The organism is Ruegeria sp. YKSE079, from assembly GCF_059612845.1.
In genome coordinates this window covers 68,556-86,975 of the sequence record NZ_JBXWRJ010000012.1, presented here as the reverse complement: position 1 = coordinate 86,975, position 18,420 = coordinate 68,556, and the positions used below count along the sequence as shown (strand labels likewise).

Here is an 18,420-nt window from a genome sequence, read left to right as displayed (position 1 = left end):
CGGTTTTTTGTCTGGCCCATGGTAACAGAATTTCATTCTTGACAAAAATAATAAGGAAAAATATCCCCTGCCTTCAGACGGAGGCCGCGATGTTTTTTCACCTCGACAGTTTGAGAGCATTTGGAGACCACCCATGTCTGGTTATGGGCGGGGAAAAGGTGACGACCTATGCCGATCTTGCTGACATGGCAGAGGCATTCGGTCGGCGTTTGCCGACAGATCGTAGCGTGATCGCTATCGAGATGACGGCAACGGCGGAGGTCATCGCGGCCTATATCGGTGCATTGGCGGCGGGGTATGCTGTCATGCCTTTGCCTGATGGCGATCTTGAGACAGCGCGCAACCTTGAGACCCGGTTTCGCCCGACGGCGAGCTTTCGCTTGACGGGTGGGCGCAGGCGCCTTTTCATGCATGATTGGCAACTGACCGACCTGCATCCCGACCTTGCATTGTTGTTGCAAACGTCCGGCAGCACCGGACATGGGCGCGGGGTTCGTCTGTCGTTTGGCGCGATCGAGGCCAACGCCAGAGCCATCGCTGAATATCTGGAAATCGGGCCGAAGGACCGTGCGGCGCTGGTTCTGCCGCTGCACTACTCCTATGGCCTGTCTGTCCTGCATTCACATCTGGCAAGCGGGGCCAGTCTGTGGCTTGCGCCGGGTTCAATACTGGACGTGGGGTTTTCCGAGCAATTGTCGCAATCCTGTGCGACTAGCCTGGCGGGCGTGCCGCATCATTTCCGTTTGTTGGAAAGCGCCGGTCTCGGAGATACGCTTCCGTCGATTGTCAGGACCCTGACCGTTGCGGGTGGCGCCATGCCACCTGCGCAAGTGTTACAATGGAACGCCAGGATGCAGCGGCGCGGCGGACGGTTTTTCGTGATGTATGGTCAGACCGAAGCTACCGCGCGTATCAGCTGGCTGCCGCCAAAGCTGGCAGCATCGCATCCTGACAGCATCGGCATTGCCATTCCAGGCGGTCGGATGTTTTTGCGAGATGTTGACGGCCTTGAGGTTTCCGAGGCGGAAACCGAAGGGGAACTGGTTTTTACAGGTCCGAACGTGATGATGGGTTATGCCCGCGATTATTTGGACTTGGGCAAACCGGCAGAGTTGGACGCGTTGGCGACTGGCGACCTGGCATGTTGTGGTGCAGATGGGGTATTCCGAATTACTGGACGGCTGTCGCGCATTTCCAAAATTGCTGGGCTGAGAATTGGTCACGACGCGTTGGAAAATGCGTTGGCGGAACTGGGGTTCGAGGTTGCGGTTTGGGGGGATGACAGCTCAATCCGGATTGCCGTTTGTGGTGCGTCTACAGGAGTTGCCGACAAAGCGGCCCGCTTGGCCGGAATTGGCAGTCAGCATTTTCAAGTTGTTCATGTCAGGGCGTTGCCGCGGCGACCGAACGGCAAGATTGACTATCCTGAACTAAAGGCCAAGGCAGCGGCAAGCGATGAACCGCAGGATCGCGGAGTTCTGGTTGCATTCCAGGCTGCATTTGCGCCCAAGATCGTGGGTGGGAACGACAGTTTTGCCTCACTCGGGGGTGACAGCCTGTGCCATGTGGAACTGTCGCTGGCTCTTGACACCTGCCTTGGCGGCGCTCCGGACGGCTGGGAAAAGATGCCGGTCCAAGAGCTTGAGAGAACCAGGCCCAATCGTTCGCCCTACGTGCCGACCGAGATCATGGCCCGCGCGCTGGCCATTCTTGCAGTTGTGACGGCACATCAGACCCTATGGCCGGTCTATGGCGGGGCGGCCGCGATGGTGATGCTGATGGGAATGAGTGTTGCCAGCTATCGCTGGGATGCCTTGAAAACAGGAGACCTGCCCAGTTTCCTGACCCCGATGATCGCAGTTCTGGTTCCGTATTATCTGATCCTTGCAGTCTATGCACTGGTCTGGGGTCAGGTCCCCTGGGCATCGGTCTTTCTGGTCGGGAACTTTGCGTGGACCACACCAGAAACACATCTGATGCTGCCGTACCTTTATTGGTTCGTCGAAGCCTATGTGCAGATGACCCTGTTGCTGGCCGCTCCGTTTCTGTTTCCACCGCTGCGCAACTGGCTGGCACGACAAAGTCGATTTGCGATCGGTCTTGGGTTGTTGGGAATCGCCGTTGGCCTGCGCGTTACGATACCCGAGCTATTCCCGATGCATGGGCGGGCGCAATTCACGGTGCCATGGGTTTTTTACCTGTTCGCGCTTGGGTGGTGCATCGTATCAGCCCGCACAAGGACTCAGCGCCTGATCCTGCTGGTGGCTGCTTGTCTGATCATGCCGCTGGCCGCGTATCTGGGTGGCAACTGGTACGGAGGCTGGATCAAATACTTGAGCCTTCTGGCCCTTGCCGCCCTGTTGGTATTTGTACCGCGCATTCCTGCGCCAAAGGGTTTGGTTCGCCCGATCATGCGGTTGGCGCAAGCGGCGTTCCCCATCTATCTGCTCCACCGCTACGTTCCCGAACTCCTTCTTCCCCTTGCCGGTATTGATGGAGACACGCCGTGGGTCGACGCGCTGGCGATTGCTGGGGGGATCGCGCTTGGTCTGGCGGTTGCAGACCTGCAAAGGCAGATCGGCAATATCGGGTTCGTTTATCGGTCTCGGGAAACCCGCGCCGAGGCGTGAATTCAACGCTCTTTAGTTCGCTGTGGGTGCATTTTCGTCGGGGTGAGCTGCGGCAAAGGCCGGGTGATCCGCGCAGGCGGCTTCGACCGCCAGCAGGCGCGGCAGATCCGAAATCTCAACATCCCAACGGCGGGCGTTGTAGATCTGGGGCATCATGCAGATATCAGCCAGACCGGGTGCAGAGCCAGTGCAATAGGGAGCCTGAGAGTATTCGGACAAGAGTGTATCGAACGCGACCAACCCGGGGCGGATGAAATGGCGCATCCAGTCGCCGGGCATGCCCTCGGCGCCACCGCTCAGCATTGTGGCGTGTTTGGCAACCTGCAGGTTGCAGACGGGATGGATGTCGACCGCAATCGAGTGCGCCAGAGCCTGTGCCTTGGCGCGTTGGGCAGGGTCTTTAGGCAGCAGGTTCAGGCCCCGTGTTTGGTCAAGATAGTCCAGGATGGACAGGGACTGCGTGAGCTTTAGACCATCGATTTCGAGAACCGGGACAAAGCCTTGCGGATTGCGGGCCAGATGTTCGGGGCTACGCTGTTCGCCCTTGGTCAGGTCGATTACAACCGAACGAAAGGCAATCCCCGCCAGATTGAGCGCGATCCGCAGCCTGTAACTGGCTGATGACCGCCAGTAATCATAAAGCACTACATCGTTCATCCTGGTCTCCCAAATGACAAGGCAACCGGTGCGGGGCCGGTTGCCTGTATCGTGTCACCCCTGTCTTCAGAGGTTACTCAGTTCCTTGGCGTGCAGCCAGTCTGCATGTTTGGGTGCCTTCTTGGTCTTTGACCATTCTTCCAGCATCTCCCATTTTACGTCATTCAGCTTGGCCAGCATCTTTTCCTCTTCCGGGTCCGGGCAGGCCAGTTCGATACGGTGGCCGCTGGGGTCGAAGAAATAGATCGAGTGGAAGATCGAGTGATCGGTGACACCCAGAACTTCGACGCCGTTGGCTTCGAGGTGGTCCTTGAACTTCAGCAACTCATCGCGATCCTTCACCTTGAAAGCGATGTGCTGCACCCATTTCGGCGTGTTCGGATCACGACCCATTTCAGGCTTGGTCGGCAGTTCGAAGAACGCCAGCACGTTGCCGTCGCCCGCATCTAGGAATAGGTGCATGTATGGGTCAGGCTCGTGGGTGGATGGAACGTGATCCTCGGCAATCGCCAGAATGAAGTCCATGTTCAGCATCTTGCCGTACCATTCGACGGTTTCCTTGGCGTCCTTGCATCGGTACGCCACATGATGAATTTTCTCGATTTTCATAGGATTAGCTCCTCCTTGAGCGTGGCGGCTTTGATAGCCTCATTCAAAACCGACTGGTCACCGATATGGTTGGCCAGAACCAGAACAAGTCGGGCGTTCAATGCGTCGCTTTCGGCTTTCTCCAGCCCTTCGTGGGCTGCTAAAAGTGCGGCATAGAAATCGTCGGCTTTGTCGATATTGGGTTTCAGGATCAGATCGGCCATGGTCTTACTCCTTGCCGGTGGCCCGGCGGATGGCATGCCGGAACGAGTTTTCTTCGAATGAATCACGACGGGCAGCAACGTGCTGGTCCGGCCGGATCAGGTAGACGCCGCTGTCGGCATCCCCCAGATAGCGGCGTTTGAGTTCCAGCGTCGGATCATCCTTGACCGAAAGCGCCAGACGTTCGACCACGATCCCGTCTTCGTCGATTGTGTCGGGGGCGTCCGCGTCGATGGTGAGCAACGTGAACTTGTCGCCAAGCATCGGCAGCAAATACCCATCCTTAAGCTTGACGTCCGGGCATGGGGAACCGGGCCGCGTGCGGGCCGGACCGTTCAGCGCATCAGCAGAATTCAGCGGCGAGCCGTCATAGGTGCAGGGCACGCTCAAACGGCCGGAGTTTACCAGCGGTCGCGCGAATTCATAACGCTCGCTAAGGTCCAGAACCGCGTCACGCATGATGCGTGACATATCCGATTTCGGTGTGATGAAGTCGGTCGAGCGAGTCGAGTTCATGATGTTTTCGTCAGCACCATGGATGCGTTCATAGTCATAACTGTCCAGCAGGCTTTCGGGGGCCTTGCCCTCAAGCACCAGTTTGAGTTTCCAGATCAGGTTGTCGGTATCCTGCAGGCCCGAATTCGCGCCTCGGGCGCCAAACGGACTGACCTGGTGAGCAGCATCGCCGGCAAAGATCACCCGATCGTGACGGAACTGCTCCATCCGGCGGCATTGGAAGGTATAGATCGAGACCCATTCCAGCTCGAATTTTACATCCTCGCCCAGCATCGCCTTGAGGCGAGGGATCACGTTTTCGGGACGCTTTTCGCGTTCCTTGTCGATGTCCCAGCCAAGTTGCAAGTCGATCCGCCACACATTGTCGGGTTGCTTGTGCAACAGCGCTGATTGGCCTTTGTTGAACGGCGGATCGAACCAGAACCAGCGTTCGGTTGGAAAGTCGGCTTCCATGATGACGTCGGCGATCAGGAAGTTGTCTTCGAACACCCGTCCGACGAAATCCTTGCCGAGCATCGCCCGGATGGGCGAGCCCGCGCCGTCACAGGCGATCAGCCAGTCTGCCTCGAGCGTATATGAACCTTCTGGAGTTTCCACCTCGACCTTCACGTGGTCGGGATGAGTGCCTACAGCTTCGACCTTGTTACGGCCACGAATTTCGATGGGCGCACCCTCGGCCTGCAACTCGCGGACCCGGTTCACCATGTATTCTTCGAAATAGTATTGCTGAAGGTTGATGAAGGCGGGGCGCTGATGCCCTTCTTCGGGCAGCAAGTTGAAATCATAAACCTGCCGGTCGTCAAAGAAGACCTTGCCGATGTTCCATTCGACGCCCTTGTCGACCATCGGTTGGCCACAACCGAGCCGGTCGAGGATTTCCAGCGGACGTTTGGCGTAGCACACGGCGCGGCTGCCAAAGCTGACCTTGTCGTTGTCGTCCAGCACAACCACTTCGATCCCCTGCTGGGCCAGATCGATGCCGGCGGCCAGACCGATCGGGCCGGCACCGACGACAATCACTTTGTGGCGTACCGGGGCGGACGCATCCTGGTCGGGACTGCGCTCATAGGCATAAAGCGGCACTTCGAAGATTTTGTTCACGGGCTCTCCTCCCATTTACTCTGCGCAAAAGGCGCAATTCTCCTTTCCTCCGCCACGAGCGCGCCGAAGGGTCTGGTTTATCGTCTCATCGTTTTCAACAGGGCGACACGATCTGGATCAAAGTCGCCCACGACAAGGTCACCCCTGCAGGGCCTCCCACATCTCCAGATCACGTTGGGCGGTCCAGATGCGTGGGGTATCAATGCCGCGTGCCTCGTCATAAGCGCGCGCTACGTTGAAGGGCAGGCAATGTTCGTAAATCGCGTAGTCGGCGAATTTCGGGTCGCATTCGGCGCGCACTGCGTCCCATGCCTCTTTGAGAGATCCGCCTCGCGCCGCGACCCTGGCTGCCGGGCGGTAGGTGCTTTCGACGAAATCGCGGGTGTTTTCGATGGCGGCATTGACCATGTCCTTGCCAACCAGCGCGTCGCCGCGACCCGGTGCGATGGCGTCGACATCGAACCACTTGATCTCGTCCAGAGTGTCGCCCCAGTCGCTGAAATGCCCGTCGCCGCAATAGCAGGCCGAGTGGTATTCAACGATGTCGCCAGTGAACATCACGTTCTGGTCTGGCACATGGATCACGATATCACCGGCGGTATGCGCGCGCCCCAGATGCATCAGGTCGATCCGGCGGTTGCCCAGATAAACGGTCATCGTGTCGCTGAAGGTGGTTGTGGGCCAGGTCAGGCCGGGGATGCTTTCATGGCCTTCGAAAAGACGCGGGAAACGTTGGAATTCGCTGTCCCAGTCTTCCTGACCGCGTTCGACCACCATGGCGCGGGCCATGTCAGACATCAGGATCTGTTGCGCGCCAAAAGCGCTGGCGCCCAATACCCGCACCGCGTGATAATGGGTCAGCGCCACATGGGTGATCGGTTTGTCGGTCACAGACCGCACGCATTCGATCACCTTGTTGGCTAGACGCGGAGTCGCCTGCGCCTCGACGATCATCACGCTGTCATCGCCGATGATGACGCCCGAGTTCGGGTCGCCCTCGGCGGTGAAAGCATAGAGCCCTTCACCCACTTCGGTGAACGAGATTTTCTTTTCCGACATGTCCCCCTGGGACGCGAATGCTTTGGCCATGGTGAGTTCCTTACCGTGCGTAGGGGTTTTCAAGGGCGGGAAGGATGGTTCCGACGCAATCACCGAAACCGATGGTGTAACCGTCGCCTTTGGCAGAGCCCTTCAGAGTCAGTGTGTCGCCATCCTCGATGAAGCTGCGGGTTTCTCCGGTGTCCAGCGTCAGCGGCTCTTTGCCGCCCCAGCTGAGTTCCAGAAGTGAGCCGCGTTCGGGTTTGGCCGCACCTGAAATCGTACCGGACCCCAGAAGATCACCCGCATTCATCGGGCAACCCGAAGTGGTGTGATGGGCCAGTTGCTGCGCTGCGGAGTAATACATTTCCTTGTAATTCGTCCGCGCGATGGTTGTGGCGTCCTTGCCTTCCGGCGCCATGGTTATTTCGAGATCGATGTCATACAACATCGGGCCACAATCCTTGAGGTGGTCCAATAGCGCGAACTCGCGGGCTGGCGTGTCACAGCGGAACGGCTCAAGGGCTGCTTTGGTCACGATCCAAGGGCTGATCGAGGTTGCGGTTGCTTTGGCTTGAAACGGACCCAGTGGCTGGTATTCCCATGCCTGGATGTCGCGCGCCGACCAGTCGTTCAGCAGGACGTAACCAAAGATGTGGTCATCCGCTTCCTGCACCGTGATCGGGCCATCCGAGGGCGTGCCGACGATCGCGCCCATCTCAAGTTCGATATCGAACCGGCGGCAGGGCAAAAAGGCGGGCAGGTCCTGATCGGGGGATTTCAGCTGTCCCCAAGGGCGACGGATATCCGTTCCGGACACCACGACCGAGGACGCCCGTCCGTTATAGCCAATCGGAATGTGCAACCAGTTCGGCGGCAGCGCGTTTTCCGGGCCACGGAACATGGTGCCCACATTAAACGCATGGTTCCGACCCGCGTAGAAATCGGTGTATTCGCTGACCGCAAAAGGCAAGTGCATCTCGGCTTCGGCCATTGGAACAAGCAGCGCTTCGACCTTGTCCTGTTCTGCTGATCCTTCGCCTAGCAGGGCGATCAGGCGCTCTCGCAGCGCTGCCCAGACGGCGGGGCCTTCTTCCATCAGATCATTCCAGTAGGGCACGTCGAACAGCGGAATCTCGGCCAGGGCGATCAGACCTTCGGCTTCTGCTTCGGTGACGTCCAGGATCATGTCGCCGATGGCGACGCCGCAATGGGGCTCTTCGCTGGCAGTTGAAAAAACCCCATAGGGCAAGTTGTTCAGCGGAAACGGGTGGTTGGCATCATTGGCCGAAGCTACCCAGGATTTCATCAAAGGCATATCATTTCCTTGTCGTGGTGCGACGGAGGCGAACCCGCCGTCTTCATTTCTTTCCAGGTGCGCCGTCGAACTTCTTTTCAAGCGACGTCCAGCAGTCGATATAGTCATCCTGCAGCGGTGCCTCGTTGGCGGCAAATGTTGTCAAATGCTGCGGGAAACGGGTTTCGAACATGAAGGACATGGTGTTTTCCAGCTTGTCCGGCCCAAGGTTCGAATTCGACGCCTTTTCAAAGGCTTCTTTGTCAGGCCCATGCGGCAGCATCATGTTGTGCAGGCTCATCCCGCCGGGCACAAAGCCCTGCGGCTTGGCGTCATACTGACCATAGATGTTGCCCATCAGTTCCGACATGATGTTCTTGTGATACCAGGGCGGGCGGAACGTGTCCTCCATCACCATCCAGCGTTCGCGGAACAGGACAAAGTCGATATTGGCCGTGCCCGGCTGACCTGAGGGTGCAGTCAGGACGGTAAAAATCGACGGATCTGGATGGTCAAACAGGATCGCGCCAACCGGGCAATAGTTGCGCAGATCGTATTTGCATGGCGCGTAGTTGCCGTGCCAGGCCACCACGTCCAGTGGGCTGTGTCCGATTCTGGTGATGTGAAACTGACCGCACCATTTTATCGTGACTGTGGATGCAACCTCGCGGTCTTCGAACGCGGCGACCGGCGTCTTGAAGTCGCGTGGATTGGCCATGCAGTTGGCACCGATTGGACCTCGCCCGGGCAGTTCGAACTTCTGACCATAGTTCTCGCAGACAAAACCACGGGCCGGACCTTCCAGTATTTCGACACGGTACAAAAGCCCGCGTGGGATGATGGCGATCTCTTTTGGTTCAAGATCGAGGATGCCCAGTTCCGTGGCAAAGCGCAGGCGTCCCTCCTGCGGAACCACCAGCAATTCGGAATCGGCGGAATAGAAATAATCGTCGACCATCGAATCAGTAATCAAATAGATATGGCTTGCCATGCCTACCTGCGTATTCACGTCTCCGGCCGTGGTCATAGTACGCATGCCCGTCAGCCATGTCAGGTCTTCGTCCGAATGCGGGACCGGATCCCAGCGGTACTGGCCAAGGCTGACTACGTCCGGATCTACGCATGGCGCGGATTTCCAAAAGGGCAGGTCGATCTTTTCGTACCGATGCGAATGTTTGACCGAAGGCCGAATGCGATAGCACCAGGTCCGTTCGGGATGCGGCGCGGTAAAGGCCGTTCCGCTGAGCTGTTCACCATATAGTCCATAGTTACATTTTTGCGGGCTGTTCATACCCTGCGGCAGGGCACCGGGCAGGGCCTCGGTTTCAAAGTCGTTTCCAAAGCCGGGCATATAGCCGGGATGCGTGCCCACAGGCGTACTGGCCTGGGTCATTTCGTGCGGGTCAGCCGGACGGTTCATTGCGCGTTCCTCCGTTTACTGCTTGTCGGATAATAGTTGATTTTGTAACTAACAAGCATGACAAACGAGAAAATCACCGAAAAAGATGACTTCGACCTGCGAAATTTCCTGCCTTTCCTGCTGAATCAGGCGGCTGAGGAAAGTTCGTTGGAGTTTCAGCGAGTCTACAAGAATCGCTATGGCATGTTGCGTACCGAATGGCGGGTGCTGTTTCACCTGGGCATTCACGGCGAGATAACGGCCAAGGAAATCGGCGAACGCGCCAAGATTCACAAGACCAAGGTCAGCCGCGCCGTCCACAAGCTTGCACAGAGGCGCTATCTGACACGGGAACGCGACGACAAGGACCGGCGGGTAGAGCGATTGGCGCTGACGACAGCCGGTTTTGCAGTTTATCGCGAGCTGCGCGGAATAGCAGAGCAATATGACGCGAAACTGGCATCTCACTTCACCAAGGGAGAGGCGGCGTTGCTGCGAATGATGCTTCGCAGACTGGCAGGGATGGAGTGAGAGGCTGGCAATATGCTGCTATCGTCACCACATGGGCCGTATCATGCCTGAGTTATTCATGTCAAAATCCCTGCATTCCGGCGATAGCGATCGCCTTGTCCGCTGGCTCATGGATCGGGGCCTGGAAGGCGCAGGGCAGCGAGAGATCCTTGAAGGATATTGCGAGCGGCTGGTCGAATTAGGCATTCCGCTCATGCGCTTTCACGCAGCGCAAAGCGCGTTTCATCCAATTTATGGAGGAACAGGGTTCAGTTGGAACCGCGATCTGGGCAGTGAATTGGAAAACTACGAACACAGTGATACGCCGCAGGAGCGATGGACGCGCAGCCCACTTTATGAGTTGCTCCGGTCCGGCGCCGGCGAATTGCGCGAACGTCTGATTGACCGGAACGAACCCAGCCGGTTCCCTTTTCTCAACGACATGTATCAACGCGGGGCAACTGACTATTTTGCGATGGGGTTGATCCTGGAAAAGACGGAACCGGGTGCTGTCATCGACCCCGAAAACACACCCGAAGGTGTATTGCTATCCTGGACAACCGACGACGCCGAAGGGTTTCGGGACGCCGATCTGGATGTAATCCGGAGAGCCTTGCCACACTTGGGACTTGCCCTGAAATCCGCCGCAAATCGCAAGATGGCGCAGGATTTGTTGCGGGTCTATCTCGGCCGGGATGCAGGGCAGCGCGTTTTGTCCGGTGAAATCAGGCGTGGATCGCTGCAAGAAATCGACGCAGTGATCTGGAACTTCGATCTGGCGGGTTTCACTAGCCTGTCGGAGCGCATTCCCGGCCCGGACATCATCGCGATGCTGAACGACTATCTGGCGGTGGCGGTTGGTGCTGTGCATGACTGTGGAGGCAACATCCTGAAATTCATGGGTGATGGCCTGATGGCAATCTTCGACGTGGGTGATAGTCGCCAAGATGCCTTTGCGGCACTGCAGGCGGTTGCCCTGTTGCAGAACAGGATGGATGAAATGAACATGGCGCGGGCCGAGGCGGGGCTGCCGACAACCGGTTTCACTCTTGCACTGCATGCAGGACAAATCCTTTACGGCAACATCGGTGCTGAAAGCCGACTGGATTTTACCGTAATCGGGCCTGCCGTGAACCAGACGTCAAGGATTGCCGGGATGCATCGTGCGCTGGATCAAAGCATTTTGATGTCCGACGACGTCGCCCGTGCCGCCGAAGGTTGCGAGCATGAACTGGTTTCACTGGGCCGCTACATGCTGCGTGGGGTGACCGAGCCGAAGGAACTGTTCACGTGGTTCCGGAAACCGGATTAGAAGTCCACTTCGACGCCGGGCAGGTTCAGTTCTCGCATCATGTCGCGCAGTTCCTGACGCGCAGCGATGTTCGAGATGTTGAGCTGCTTGACGCCAATGTCCTTTAGGTCCAGCAGGGTCAGGCCGCGCGGGAACAATTCGCGGAAAATGACCCGCTCGGAAAAGCCCGAAGCGATGCGGAAGCCGATGCGCTTGGACAGCATCTCGATCGCGCGCTGCATCTTTTCCTTGTTCACCATGCGCTGGGTGCCGACGCGGTTGCGCACCACCACCCAGTCGATGGGTTTCAACCCTGCCTGTGCCCGCAACTGTCGCGCGTTCCACACCATCTCGGAATAAACCGACGGACCGAGTATCTTTTCCCCTTTGCTGTCGATACGCGCCAGAAGATCGAAATCGATGAAACTGTCATTGAGAGGGGTGATCAACGTGTCGGCCAGTGAATGCGCCACTTGGCTGAGACGGGTGTGCGAGCCAGGGCAATCGATCAGAATGAAATCGCTGTCTCCCTCCAGTCTGGATACGGCAGCCGACAGGCGATGGTCATAGATGTTTTCTCCGGGCTTCAATGTGGCCGGGTCGATTTCGGGTAGATCGTGATGGTCCGGGCTCGGCAGCGCCAGCGTCTCGCCGTTCAGAAAGTTGCGCCGGTTTTCGAAATACCGGCCCAGGCTGCGTTGGCGGAGGTCAAGGTCCAGTGTCGTGACCGAGTGGCCAAGACGGGCAAGCGCCGTAGCGACATGCATCGAAACCGTCGATTTACCCGCGCCACCTTTTTCGTTCCCGACCACGATAATGTGTGCCATGCCTGTCCTTCTCGTCTCCCACGCCCTTGTCGGCGAATTGTTGCCGCACACTATATGTTGTGTGAATGGCGAAGGGAAGCAGAGTCACCTGTACTTCGTGTCGAATTTCCGCCTTGCGGAAACCTATGCAAGCGCCCCTGCGGCAGGACAGAAACCCTTGGCTCCACGTAACGGTCGGAAAAGGTTTGCCAATGCGGCCATCGCGGGTAGATTTCCTAAATCTTATCGTCAACAAGAAAGGTTTTCAGATCATGGCAGGGAAATTTGAGCTTTACACGGATAAGGCCGGTGAATTCCGTTTCCGACTCAAAGCAGGCAACGGACAGGTCATTCTGGCGAGCGAAGGTTACAAGCAACGCGCCAGCGCTGAAAACGGAATCGAGTCTGTGCAGAAGAACGCACAAGATGACGCGCGATTCGAGCGCAAGGATACCAGCAACGGCAAATGGATGTTCAACCTGAAAGCTACCAATGGTCAGGTCATAGGCACCAGCGAAGTCTATGAAAGCGCTGCTGCGCGGGACAACGGCATCGAGTCGGTCAAGAAAAACGCGCCTGATGCAGACACGGTGGATCTTACCTGAGCCGGGGTCGGGAAAAAGAAAAGGCCGCCTTTTTCGGGCGGCCTTTGTTTTGAGAAGGTGACGGGATTAGAAGCCCAAACCTTCGTATTTCTTCTTGAACTTCGAAACGCGACCGCCCGCGTCCATCAGGCGCGACGAACCGCCGGTCCATGCCGGGTGCGACGAGGGGTCGATTTCCAGGGCCAGGGTATCACCCTCGGAGCCCCAGGTGGATTTCATCTGAACCACGGTGCCGTCGGTCATCTTGACGTCGATGATGTGGTAGTCGGGATGGATGTCTTTTTTCATCTTTCCGCTCCTTACGCCTCGGCGCCAGCCTTGGGCTTGTAGTTGGTAACTTCTGCGATCCGGGCCGATTTGCCGCGGCGCGAACGCAGGTAATACAGTTTGGCGCGGCGGACTTTACCGCGGCGAACGACGGTGATGCTTTCGATGTTGGTCGAATACAACGGGAACACACGTTCCACACCTTCGCCGAACGAGATTTTGCGAACGGTGAACGAACCGGCAATTCCGCTGCCGTTCTTGCGCGAAATGCAGACGCCTTCGTAGTTCTGTACGCGGGTGCGCGAGCCTTCGGTCACCTTGTATCCGACGCGGATGGTGTCGCCGGCTTTGAAGTCGGGGATCTCTTTCCCCAGGGCGGCAATCTGTTCCGCCTCGAGCTGTGCGATCAGGTCCATCGCAATTCTCCTATCTGCTCGTGGTTGGTCCACGAAGTTGAGAACGGCCTGAGAGCTCTTGGTCTTCATCGGGTTCCGCGTGTGCAGCCCGCCAGAGGTCAGGTCGAATGTTTCCTCGGTTCAGCCTGCCCGCAAGTGCCCGGGCTGAAGAAAGCCGGACGAAAGGATGCGAAACAAACCAAAACACCGGAGTCGCAAAAAGCGATTCCGGATTGCGGTCGTTTACGGAATAACGCGCTTGGATTCAAGCCCTCATTCGTGGTGGTGGATCGGCGAATTTCCAACTTTCATGAACTTGGAATGTTGTCTTTCCACGCAGAACGCGCATCCTGTCAGCCTGAGGCAAATAGCACTAATAACATTTGAGTCGGAGCAGTCCAATGCGTCTTCTATTGCCGATTTTATTATCTCTTTTTGTCATTGCATCATGTGGGCGGCGCGTACCTGAATCTGAACCCAACCTGCAAACTGACTATTCAGCCATGGCCCTGACCCTGGTGACCTATCCCGAATTCGGCGATGCCGACCCGCATAGTTGGGAAGGACGCGGCCCAGAGTCCTTTCCTATTCATGGCATAGATGTGTCCCGCTGGCAGGGAGATATCGATTGGCCCACCGCCAGATCTGCGGGCGTAAATTTCGTGTTCATCAAAGCGACCGAGGGCGGCGATGTAGTTGACCCTATGTTTGACAACCACAGGCGCGGGGCGCAGGCGGCAGGGGTGCCTTGGGGGGCCTATCACTATTTTTACTTCTGCCGCCCTGCAGCAGAACAGGCGCGTTGGTTCATTCGTCATGTCCCCAAAGGAGCGGATCTGCCGCATGTGCTGGACATGGAATGGAACCACCGCTCGAAAACTTGTCCACTGCGGCCGGATGGCACCAAGATCAGAGCTGAGGCGGAACGTTTCCTGACCATTCTCGAAGCGCACTATGGTCGACGTCCTATTGTTTATACCACTGTCGATTTCTATCGAGACACCGGAATCGGAAAGCTGCATGGAACGGATTTCTGGCTACGTTCCGTGGCTGGGCATCCGCGTCAGGTGTATCCCGGGGCATTCTGGAGGTTTTGGCAATATACCGGAACGGGTCTGGTTCCAGGTGTGAACGGAAAGGTCGATATCAACGTCTTTCGTAGCGGGCCCGAAGTCTGGTTGCGATGGAAGGCGGGAGAGATCGGATAGGGATTCGGGCAAGGCAATTGCATGTTCTGTTGTGCGCAATGCAAGCCGCAAATATGCCGGGGTAAGTCACTTTTTCACGACGGTGTCGAAGTTTCACGCTGACAGCCCTCGTAGAAGCTTGACATAGCTCCGTTTTCACAATGTTAACAAATACGCGTCGTCTTTTTGACACCGGTCGGGCAAAAGTTGACGCCAAGTAAAAGGGAAGGGCAACATGGCAGAAATCTACTGGGCGCGGACCGACAGCAACACGGCCAATAACGCTAACTTGAACCTAACGGGTGCTCCGGCCGTTCAGATCGAGTTTCTCGACCAAACGCTCGGCGGAGCTGATGGGGATTTCGTACTTGAGGGCGATGCCGTGACGCCTGACCCCGATACTGTGGTGTCGATTGGGGGGCAGGTTTACAGTTTCTCGCTGGACATGGTCGCAACGCTTCCCACATTGAACAATCAGGGGGCTGGTCAGGTTCCAGACCAGTTCGAGGGCGATCCGGTCTACACTATCGTCGTTTATGACTATCCGACTGCTGGCGAAACAACCCGTCTGACATTCCTGCCGGAAAGCGACGCGACGCAGGCCGAAATGGATGCTTTTGGCAATGGTGCCATCGAAGTTCAGAACACTGACCTAAATCCGCCTCCGACACCTCTGTGTTTTGCTGAAGGAACGAAGATTCTGACGCCTCGGGGAGAGGTATCGGTTGAGGAAATGCAGGTTGGGGATACTGTTCTGGTCGCAGACGGCGCCCCGATGGCCATCCGTTGGATTGGTGCAAGCCGTTATGAACTGTCGAACGCAGACCAAAACGTGGCCCCGATCAAGATCGAAACCGGCGCATTCGGAGCGGATCTTCCTTCGCGGCCGCTGATCCTGTCACCGCAACACAAGATTGCCGTTTCCGGAGCGGGGCTAGAGATGCATTTCGGTGTGGACGAAGCCCTTGCGCCTGCGTGTGGCTTTGTCGGCCATCCGGGCGTAACGGTTCTGGAAGGGCAAGAAAGCGTGACCTACTACCATATCCTGCTGGAAAAACACGCGCTGGTCTATGCTCACGGGGTCGCGTCGGAGAGCTTCTATCCGGGTGAAATGTCGATGACCCTGGTAAGCGCTATCCAAAAACTGCGCCTTTCACGCGTGTTGACCCGGATGGGCGTGCGTGGCGGGGAAGGATTCGGACCAACCGCGCGCGCATCGCTTACTAGGCGCGAAATCGAGCAGCTTGTCGCGACAGGATCAGTTCGTGTGTTGGGGTATGAAGAATACGACGCGCCAAGTGAAGCGTTGAGTGCATAGCAAACCGCAAAAATTTGCATCCGTGGTACTGACGAATAGCTCGGATATCAAAATCAAATGAGGGCAACACGAGGATGTTTGCCCTCATTTAGAACCGGATCAGTTTTTTGCTGGATTTTTCTCCCGTTGGTATGTCTCCCAAAGGTCCGGCCTGCGGGTCCGGGTAATTTCTTTCGACTGATCGTGTCGCCACTCGGCCACTTTACCATGGTGACCTGACATTAGCACGTCGGGGATGGGCCGATTCTTCCATTCGGCGGGGCGGGTGTATTGCGGGTGTTCCAACAGGCCCGAAGAAAAGCTCTCTTCCTCCGCCGAAGCCTGATTGCCCAAAACGCCGGGGATCAGGCGAACAGTGGCGTCGATGAGAGCCTGCGCAGCGATTTCGCCACCGGTCATCACGAAATCCCCGAGACTGACTTCCTGAACGCCATAGTGTTCTAGAACGCGCTCGTCGACGCCTTCGAATCGACCGCACAGAAGGGTCACGCCTTCGCATCGTGCAAGGTTCTTCATCAATGGCTGGTCCATCCGTCGTCCGCGTGGGCTGAGATAGATCAGGGGCCAATTACCCCGAACGCCGTCCATCGCATGTTCGATTGCGGCACCCAGAACATCGGCGCGCAACACCATGCCCGCCCCGCCACCCGCTGGTGTATCGTCGACATTTCGATGCTTACCGATGCCGAACTGGCGCAGGTCGATAGTTTCGAGTTGCCACAGCCCTTCCTGCAGCGCCTTACCAGTCAGGCTTTCGCCGAGCACGCCGGGAAAGGCCGACGGGAACAGCGTGATGATCTTGGCCTTCCAGACACCGTGCAGATCGGGTGTCGGCTCGATAAGCTCACGGGGTTTCAGAGACGGGCGAATGGCCTTTCGGCCATGCGAACGGGCGGGAGCGTCGGTCATGTTTCAAAACAACCCCTCTGGCGGGTCGGCAATGATGCGGCCAGAAGTCAGATCCACAGTTGGAACCGCAGCCATTGTGAACGGTAAAAGTACGGTGTTTTTTAACTCCGGCCCCTGAATTTCTAGTAGGTCGGACGCACCGTGGTTCTGGACTGATTTGACCTTGCCCAGTACCGCCCCGCCTGTGTCGACCACTTCAAGCCCGATCAGATCCGCATGATAGAATTCGTCATCCGGCAACGAAGGCAATTGATCGCGGCGCGCGAACAGGCGCAAGCCCTTAAGTGCGTCGGCTTGTTCCTTGGTTTCGACCCCACCCAGACGGGCAGCGAAACCACTCTTGATCGGGCGAGTAATAATGAGGTGGTAACGCTCCGAGCCGCCTTCATCGGTCAGAGGGGAGTAGGTTTCGATATCCTCGGGATTGGCGCAGAAGCTCTTCAGGCGCACTTCGCCCCGCACCCCAAAAGAGCCCGCAACCGTGCCGACGCAAATCAGGTCGCTCATCTTTGCCCTCCTTCACATAGTCTGGACACAACACGCCCCCCGGCATCAAGGCATCTTTCCGCATGAGCATTGCGTTCGTACAATACTCCGACAACAAAGGCGATTGCCATGAACAGAACTAGTCGGATGGGCCTGAACATATGCTTCTACCGTGTTCGGACTGTCAGTTGCTGGTCACGTGCTTCCCAGCCTGCGGTTTCCAGTTCTGGCGTGTCGGATTCTTCGTGCGGCCAGCCCAAACAAAAATATCCGATAAGTCGCCAATTTTCCGGCACGTCCAGATCGCGGTTCAGCCGATCAGGGTCAAGGATCGAAACCCAACCCAGTCCCAGCCCTTCGGCCCGCAAGCTGAGCCAGAACAGGGTGATCGCCGCAACGACGGAATAGTGCCGCATCTCGGGCATCGTGGCCGCGCCCAGTCCCTGTCCCTTGTCAGTCGCATCATCACAGAATACCGCCAATTGAATTGGGGCGTCTTTCATGCCCGACAGTTTCAGCCGACTGTATGTCCGGGCACGTTCGCCGGAATAGCCAGACAGCGCTTCGGCGTTAGCGGTTTCGAAATTCTCAAGTGCAGCTCTGCGAGCCGCTTGGGTTTCGACGCGGATCACGCGCCAGGGTTCGCTCAATCCTACCGATGGGGCTAGCCGAAATGCGTCGAGGCAGTGCGCCAGCACTGCCTCGTCCACAGGATCGGTGCGGAACCGGCGCACGTCGCGCCGGAGCCGCAACAACAGGTTGAACTGCGTGCGGAAATCTGCGCTGAAGACCTGATCCTGCACGCGCGCCCTGCTTATTCTTCGGCCGGTGCGGCGGCTTCAGCGGCCTTCGCTGCTTTCTCTTCGGCACGCTCCTGAGCTTTCTTGCCCGGAGTGCCTTTTTTCGGATTGCTGCGTTCGGCCTTGTCTTTGGCGCCAGCGGCTTCGAGCATGCGCGCGATACGGTCGGTAGGCTGCGCGCCCTGATCCAGCCAGTATTGGACCCGCTCCATATCCATCTTCACGCGTTCTTCGCTGTCTTTCGGCAGCAGCGGGTTATAGGTGCCCAGCTTTTCGATGAAGCGGCCGTCGCGCGGCATGCGGCTGTCAGCCGCCACGATGCGATAGAAGGGGCGCTTTTTCGAGCCGCCACGGGCCAGACGAATTTTCATTGCCATTGTGTGTCTCCTTTGATGGCG

Annotated in this window: 20 protein-coding genes; 6 read left to right on the top strand and 14 right to left on the bottom strand. The window is 57.4% G+C overall.

Annotated features, from left to right (window positions below; translation table 11 throughout):
- Positions 1-89: 89 nt before the first annotated feature.
- A complete protein-coding gene (locus AC2FMY_RS12880; RefSeq protein WP_496807479.1) occupies positions 90-2,630 on the top strand; it encodes an AMP-binding protein in 2,541 nt (846 codons plus the stop codon).
- 12 nt (positions 2,631-2,642) lie between these two features.
- On the opposite strand, the gene maiA is transcribed toward AC2FMY_RS12880, so the two are convergent.
- The 7 genes from maiA to hmgA form a co-directional block, all read right to left on the bottom strand.
- On the bottom strand, positions 2,643-3,287 hold the full coding sequence (maiA, locus tag AC2FMY_RS12875) for a maleylacetoacetate isomerase (RefSeq protein WP_480750699.1): 645 nt from the start codon (positions 3,285-3,287) through the stop codon (positions 2,643-2,645).
- 66 nt (positions 3,288-3,353) lie between these two features.
- Positions 3,354-3,896 (bottom strand): VOC family protein, encoded by a 543-nt coding sequence (locus AC2FMY_RS12870; RefSeq protein WP_480750698.1) that lies wholly within the window; start codon positions 3,894-3,896, stop codon positions 3,354-3,356.
- A complete protein-coding gene (locus AC2FMY_RS12865; protein WP_496748283.1) occupies positions 3,893-4,099 on the bottom strand; it encodes a DUF2783 domain-containing protein in 207 nt (68 codons plus the stop codon). Before AC2FMY_RS12865 ends, AC2FMY_RS12870 begins: the two co-directional genes overlap by 4 nt.
- 4 nt (positions 4,100-4,103) lie before the next feature.
- Complete coding sequence (locus AC2FMY_RS12860) at positions 4,104-5,714, bottom strand: FAD-dependent oxidoreductase (RefSeq protein ID WP_496748284.1); 1,611 nt, start codon at positions 5,712-5,714, stop codon at positions 4,104-4,106.
- A gap of 138 nt (positions 5,715-5,852) precedes the next feature.
- Positions 5,853-6,803, bottom strand: coding sequence for an MBL fold metallo-hydrolase (locus AC2FMY_RS12855; RefSeq protein WP_480750695.1), 951 nt, complete (start codon positions 6,801-6,803; stop codon positions 5,853-5,855).
- A 10-nt stretch (positions 6,804-6,813) separates the two neighbouring features.
- A complete protein-coding gene (gene fahA, locus AC2FMY_RS12850; RefSeq protein WP_496748285.1) occupies positions 6,814-8,070 on the bottom strand; it encodes a fumarylacetoacetase in 1,257 nt (418 codons plus the stop codon).
- A 43-nt stretch (positions 8,071-8,113) separates the two neighbouring features.
- Entirely contained in the window at positions 8,114-9,469 is a 1,356-nt protein-coding gene (gene hmgA / locus AC2FMY_RS12845; RefSeq protein ID WP_496748286.1) for a homogentisate 1,2-dioxygenase, read from the bottom strand.
- Positions 9,470-9,526: 57 nt separating this feature from the next.
- Here hmgA and AC2FMY_RS12840 point away from each other — a divergent pair, with 57 nt between their 5' ends.
- Positions 9,527-9,979, top strand: a complete 453-nt coding sequence (locus tag AC2FMY_RS12840) for a MarR family winged helix-turn-helix transcriptional regulator (RefSeq protein ID WP_496748287.1) — start codon at positions 9,527-9,529, stop codon at positions 9,977-9,979.
- A gap of 58 nt (positions 9,980-10,037) precedes the next feature.
- Positions 10,038-11,270, top strand: a complete 1,233-nt coding sequence (locus AC2FMY_RS12835) for an adenylate/guanylate cyclase domain-containing protein (RefSeq protein WP_496807478.1) — start codon at positions 10,038-10,040, stop codon at positions 11,268-11,270.
- Here AC2FMY_RS12835 and AC2FMY_RS12830 read toward each other — a convergent pair.
- Positions 11,267-12,076: a division plane positioning ATPase MipZ gene (locus tag AC2FMY_RS12830; protein WP_480750690.1), complete on the bottom strand. Its 810-nt coding sequence runs from the start codon at positions 12,074-12,076 to the stop codon at positions 11,267-11,269. The two genes, AC2FMY_RS12835 and AC2FMY_RS12830, sit on opposite strands and share 4 nt — an antisense overlap.
- Positions 12,077-12,327: 251 nt before the next feature.
- Here AC2FMY_RS12830 and AC2FMY_RS12825 point away from each other — a divergent pair, with 251 nt between their 5' ends.
- Positions 12,328-12,660, top strand: a complete 333-nt coding sequence (locus AC2FMY_RS12825; RefSeq protein ID WP_480750689.1) for a YegP family protein — start codon at positions 12,328-12,330, stop codon at positions 12,658-12,660.
- A 66-nt stretch (positions 12,661-12,726) separates the two neighbouring features.
- Here AC2FMY_RS12825 and rpmE read toward each other — a convergent pair whose 3' ends face one another.
- Complete coding sequence (gene rpmE / locus AC2FMY_RS12820) at positions 12,727-12,948, bottom strand: 50S ribosomal protein L31 (protein ID WP_480750688.1); 222 nt, start codon at positions 12,946-12,948, stop codon at positions 12,727-12,729.
- An 11-nt stretch (positions 12,949-12,959) separates the two neighbouring features.
- A complete protein-coding gene (gene rplS, locus AC2FMY_RS12815; protein WP_480750687.1) occupies positions 12,960-13,343 on the bottom strand; it encodes a 50S ribosomal protein L19 in 384 nt (127 codons plus the stop codon).
- A gap of 380 nt (positions 13,344-13,723) precedes the next feature.
- Between rplS and AC2FMY_RS12810 the strand changes: the two genes are divergently transcribed.
- Both AC2FMY_RS12810 and AC2FMY_RS12805 read left to right on the top strand, forming a co-directional pair.
- Entirely contained in the window at positions 13,724-14,530 is an 807-nt protein-coding gene (locus AC2FMY_RS12810) for a glycoside hydrolase family 25 protein (protein ID WP_480750686.1), read from the top strand.
- A 214-nt stretch (positions 14,531-14,744) separates the two neighbouring features.
- Complete coding sequence (locus AC2FMY_RS12805; protein ID WP_496745967.1) at positions 14,745-15,827, top strand: Hint domain-containing protein; 1,083 nt, start codon at positions 14,745-14,747, stop codon at positions 15,825-15,827.
- Positions 15,828-15,926: 99 nt separating this feature from the next.
- Here the strand turns inward: AC2FMY_RS12805 and trmD are convergent, their stop codons facing one another.
- The 4 genes from trmD to rpsP all read right to left on the bottom strand — a co-directional run bounded on the left by trmD (position 15,927) and on the right by rpsP (position 18,399).
- Positions 15,927-16,736 (bottom strand): tRNA (guanosine(37)-N1)-methyltransferase TrmD, encoded by an 810-nt coding sequence (gene trmD, locus AC2FMY_RS12800; RefSeq protein WP_496807477.1) that lies wholly within the window; start codon positions 16,734-16,736, stop codon positions 15,927-15,929.
- Positions 16,737-16,739: 3 nt separating this feature from the next.
- On the bottom strand, positions 16,740-17,243 hold the full coding sequence (gene rimM / locus AC2FMY_RS12795) for a ribosome maturation factor RimM (protein WP_496745970.1): 504 nt from the start codon (positions 17,241-17,243) through the stop codon (positions 16,740-16,742).
- 146 nt (positions 17,244-17,389) lie between these two features.
- Complete coding sequence (bluB, locus tag AC2FMY_RS12790) at positions 17,390-18,025, bottom strand: 5,6-dimethylbenzimidazole synthase (RefSeq protein WP_496807476.1); 636 nt, start codon at positions 18,023-18,025, stop codon at positions 17,390-17,392.
- Positions 18,026-18,036: 11 nt separating this feature from the next.
- The gene (gene rpsP / locus AC2FMY_RS12785; RefSeq protein WP_480750681.1) at positions 18,037-18,399 is read right to left on the bottom strand and encodes a 30S ribosomal protein S16; all 363 of its coding nucleotides are present in this window, start codon (positions 18,397-18,399) and stop codon (positions 18,037-18,039) included.
- Positions 18,400-18,420: the final 21 nt, after the last annotated feature.

Coding starts and splice junctions, on each gene's coding strand:
- AC2FMY_RS12880 (WP_496807479.1), top strand. CDS start 90: ATGTTTTTTCACCTCGACAGTTTGAGAGCATTTGGAGACCACCCATGT.
- maiA (WP_480750699.1), bottom strand. CDS start 3,287: ATGAACGATGTAGTGCTTTATGATTACTGGCGGTCATCAGCCAGTTAC.
- AC2FMY_RS12870 (WP_480750698.1), bottom strand. CDS start 3,896: ATGAAAATCGAGAAAATTCATCATGTGGCGTACCGATGCAAGGACGCC.
- AC2FMY_RS12865 (WP_496748283.1), bottom strand. CDS start 4,099: ATGGCCGATCTGATCCTGAAACCCAATATCGACAAAGCCGACGATTTC.
- AC2FMY_RS12855 (WP_480750695.1), bottom strand. CDS start 6,803: ATGGCCAAAGCATTCGCGTCCCAGGGGGACATGTCGGAAAAGAAAATC.
- fahA (WP_496748285.1), bottom strand. CDS start 8,070: ATGCCTTTGATGAAATCCTGGGTAGCTTCGGCCAATGATGCCAACCAC.
- hmgA (WP_496748286.1), bottom strand. CDS start 9,469: ATGAACCGTCCGGCTGACCCGCACGAAATGACCCAGGCCAGTACGCCT.
- AC2FMY_RS12840 (WP_496748287.1), top strand. CDS start 9,527: ATGACAAACGAGAAAATCACCGAAAAAGATGACTTCGACCTGCGAAAT.
- AC2FMY_RS12835 (WP_496807478.1), top strand. CDS start 10,038: ATGTCAAAATCCCTGCATTCCGGCGATAGCGATCGCCTTGTCCGCTGG.
- AC2FMY_RS12830 (WP_480750690.1), bottom strand. CDS start 12,076: ATGGCACACATTATCGTGGTCGGGAACGAAAAAGGTGGCGCGGGTAAA.
- AC2FMY_RS12825 (WP_480750689.1), top strand. CDS start 12,328: ATGGCAGGGAAATTTGAGCTTTACACGGATAAGGCCGGTGAATTCCGT.
- rpmE (WP_480750688.1), bottom strand. CDS start 12,948: ATGAAAAAAGACATCCATCCCGACTACCACATCATCGACGTCAAGATG.
- rplS (WP_480750687.1), bottom strand. CDS start 13,343: ATGGACCTGATCGCACAGCTCGAGGCGGAACAGATTGCCGCCCTGGGG.
- AC2FMY_RS12810 (WP_480750686.1), top strand. CDS start 13,724: ATGCGTCTTCTATTGCCGATTTTATTATCTCTTTTTGTCATTGCATCA.
- AC2FMY_RS12805 (WP_496745967.1), top strand. CDS start 14,745: ATGGCAGAAATCTACTGGGCGCGGACCGACAGCAACACGGCCAATAAC.
- trmD (WP_496807477.1), bottom strand. CDS start 16,736: ATGACCGACGCTCCCGCCCGTTCGCATGGCCGAAAGGCCATTCGCCCG.
- rimM (WP_496745970.1), bottom strand. CDS start 17,243: ATGAGCGACCTGATTTGCGTCGGCACGGTTGCGGGCTCTTTTGGGGTG.
- rpsP (WP_480750681.1), bottom strand. CDS start 18,399: ATGGCAATGAAAATTCGTCTGGCCCGTGGCGGCTCGAAAAAGCGCCCC.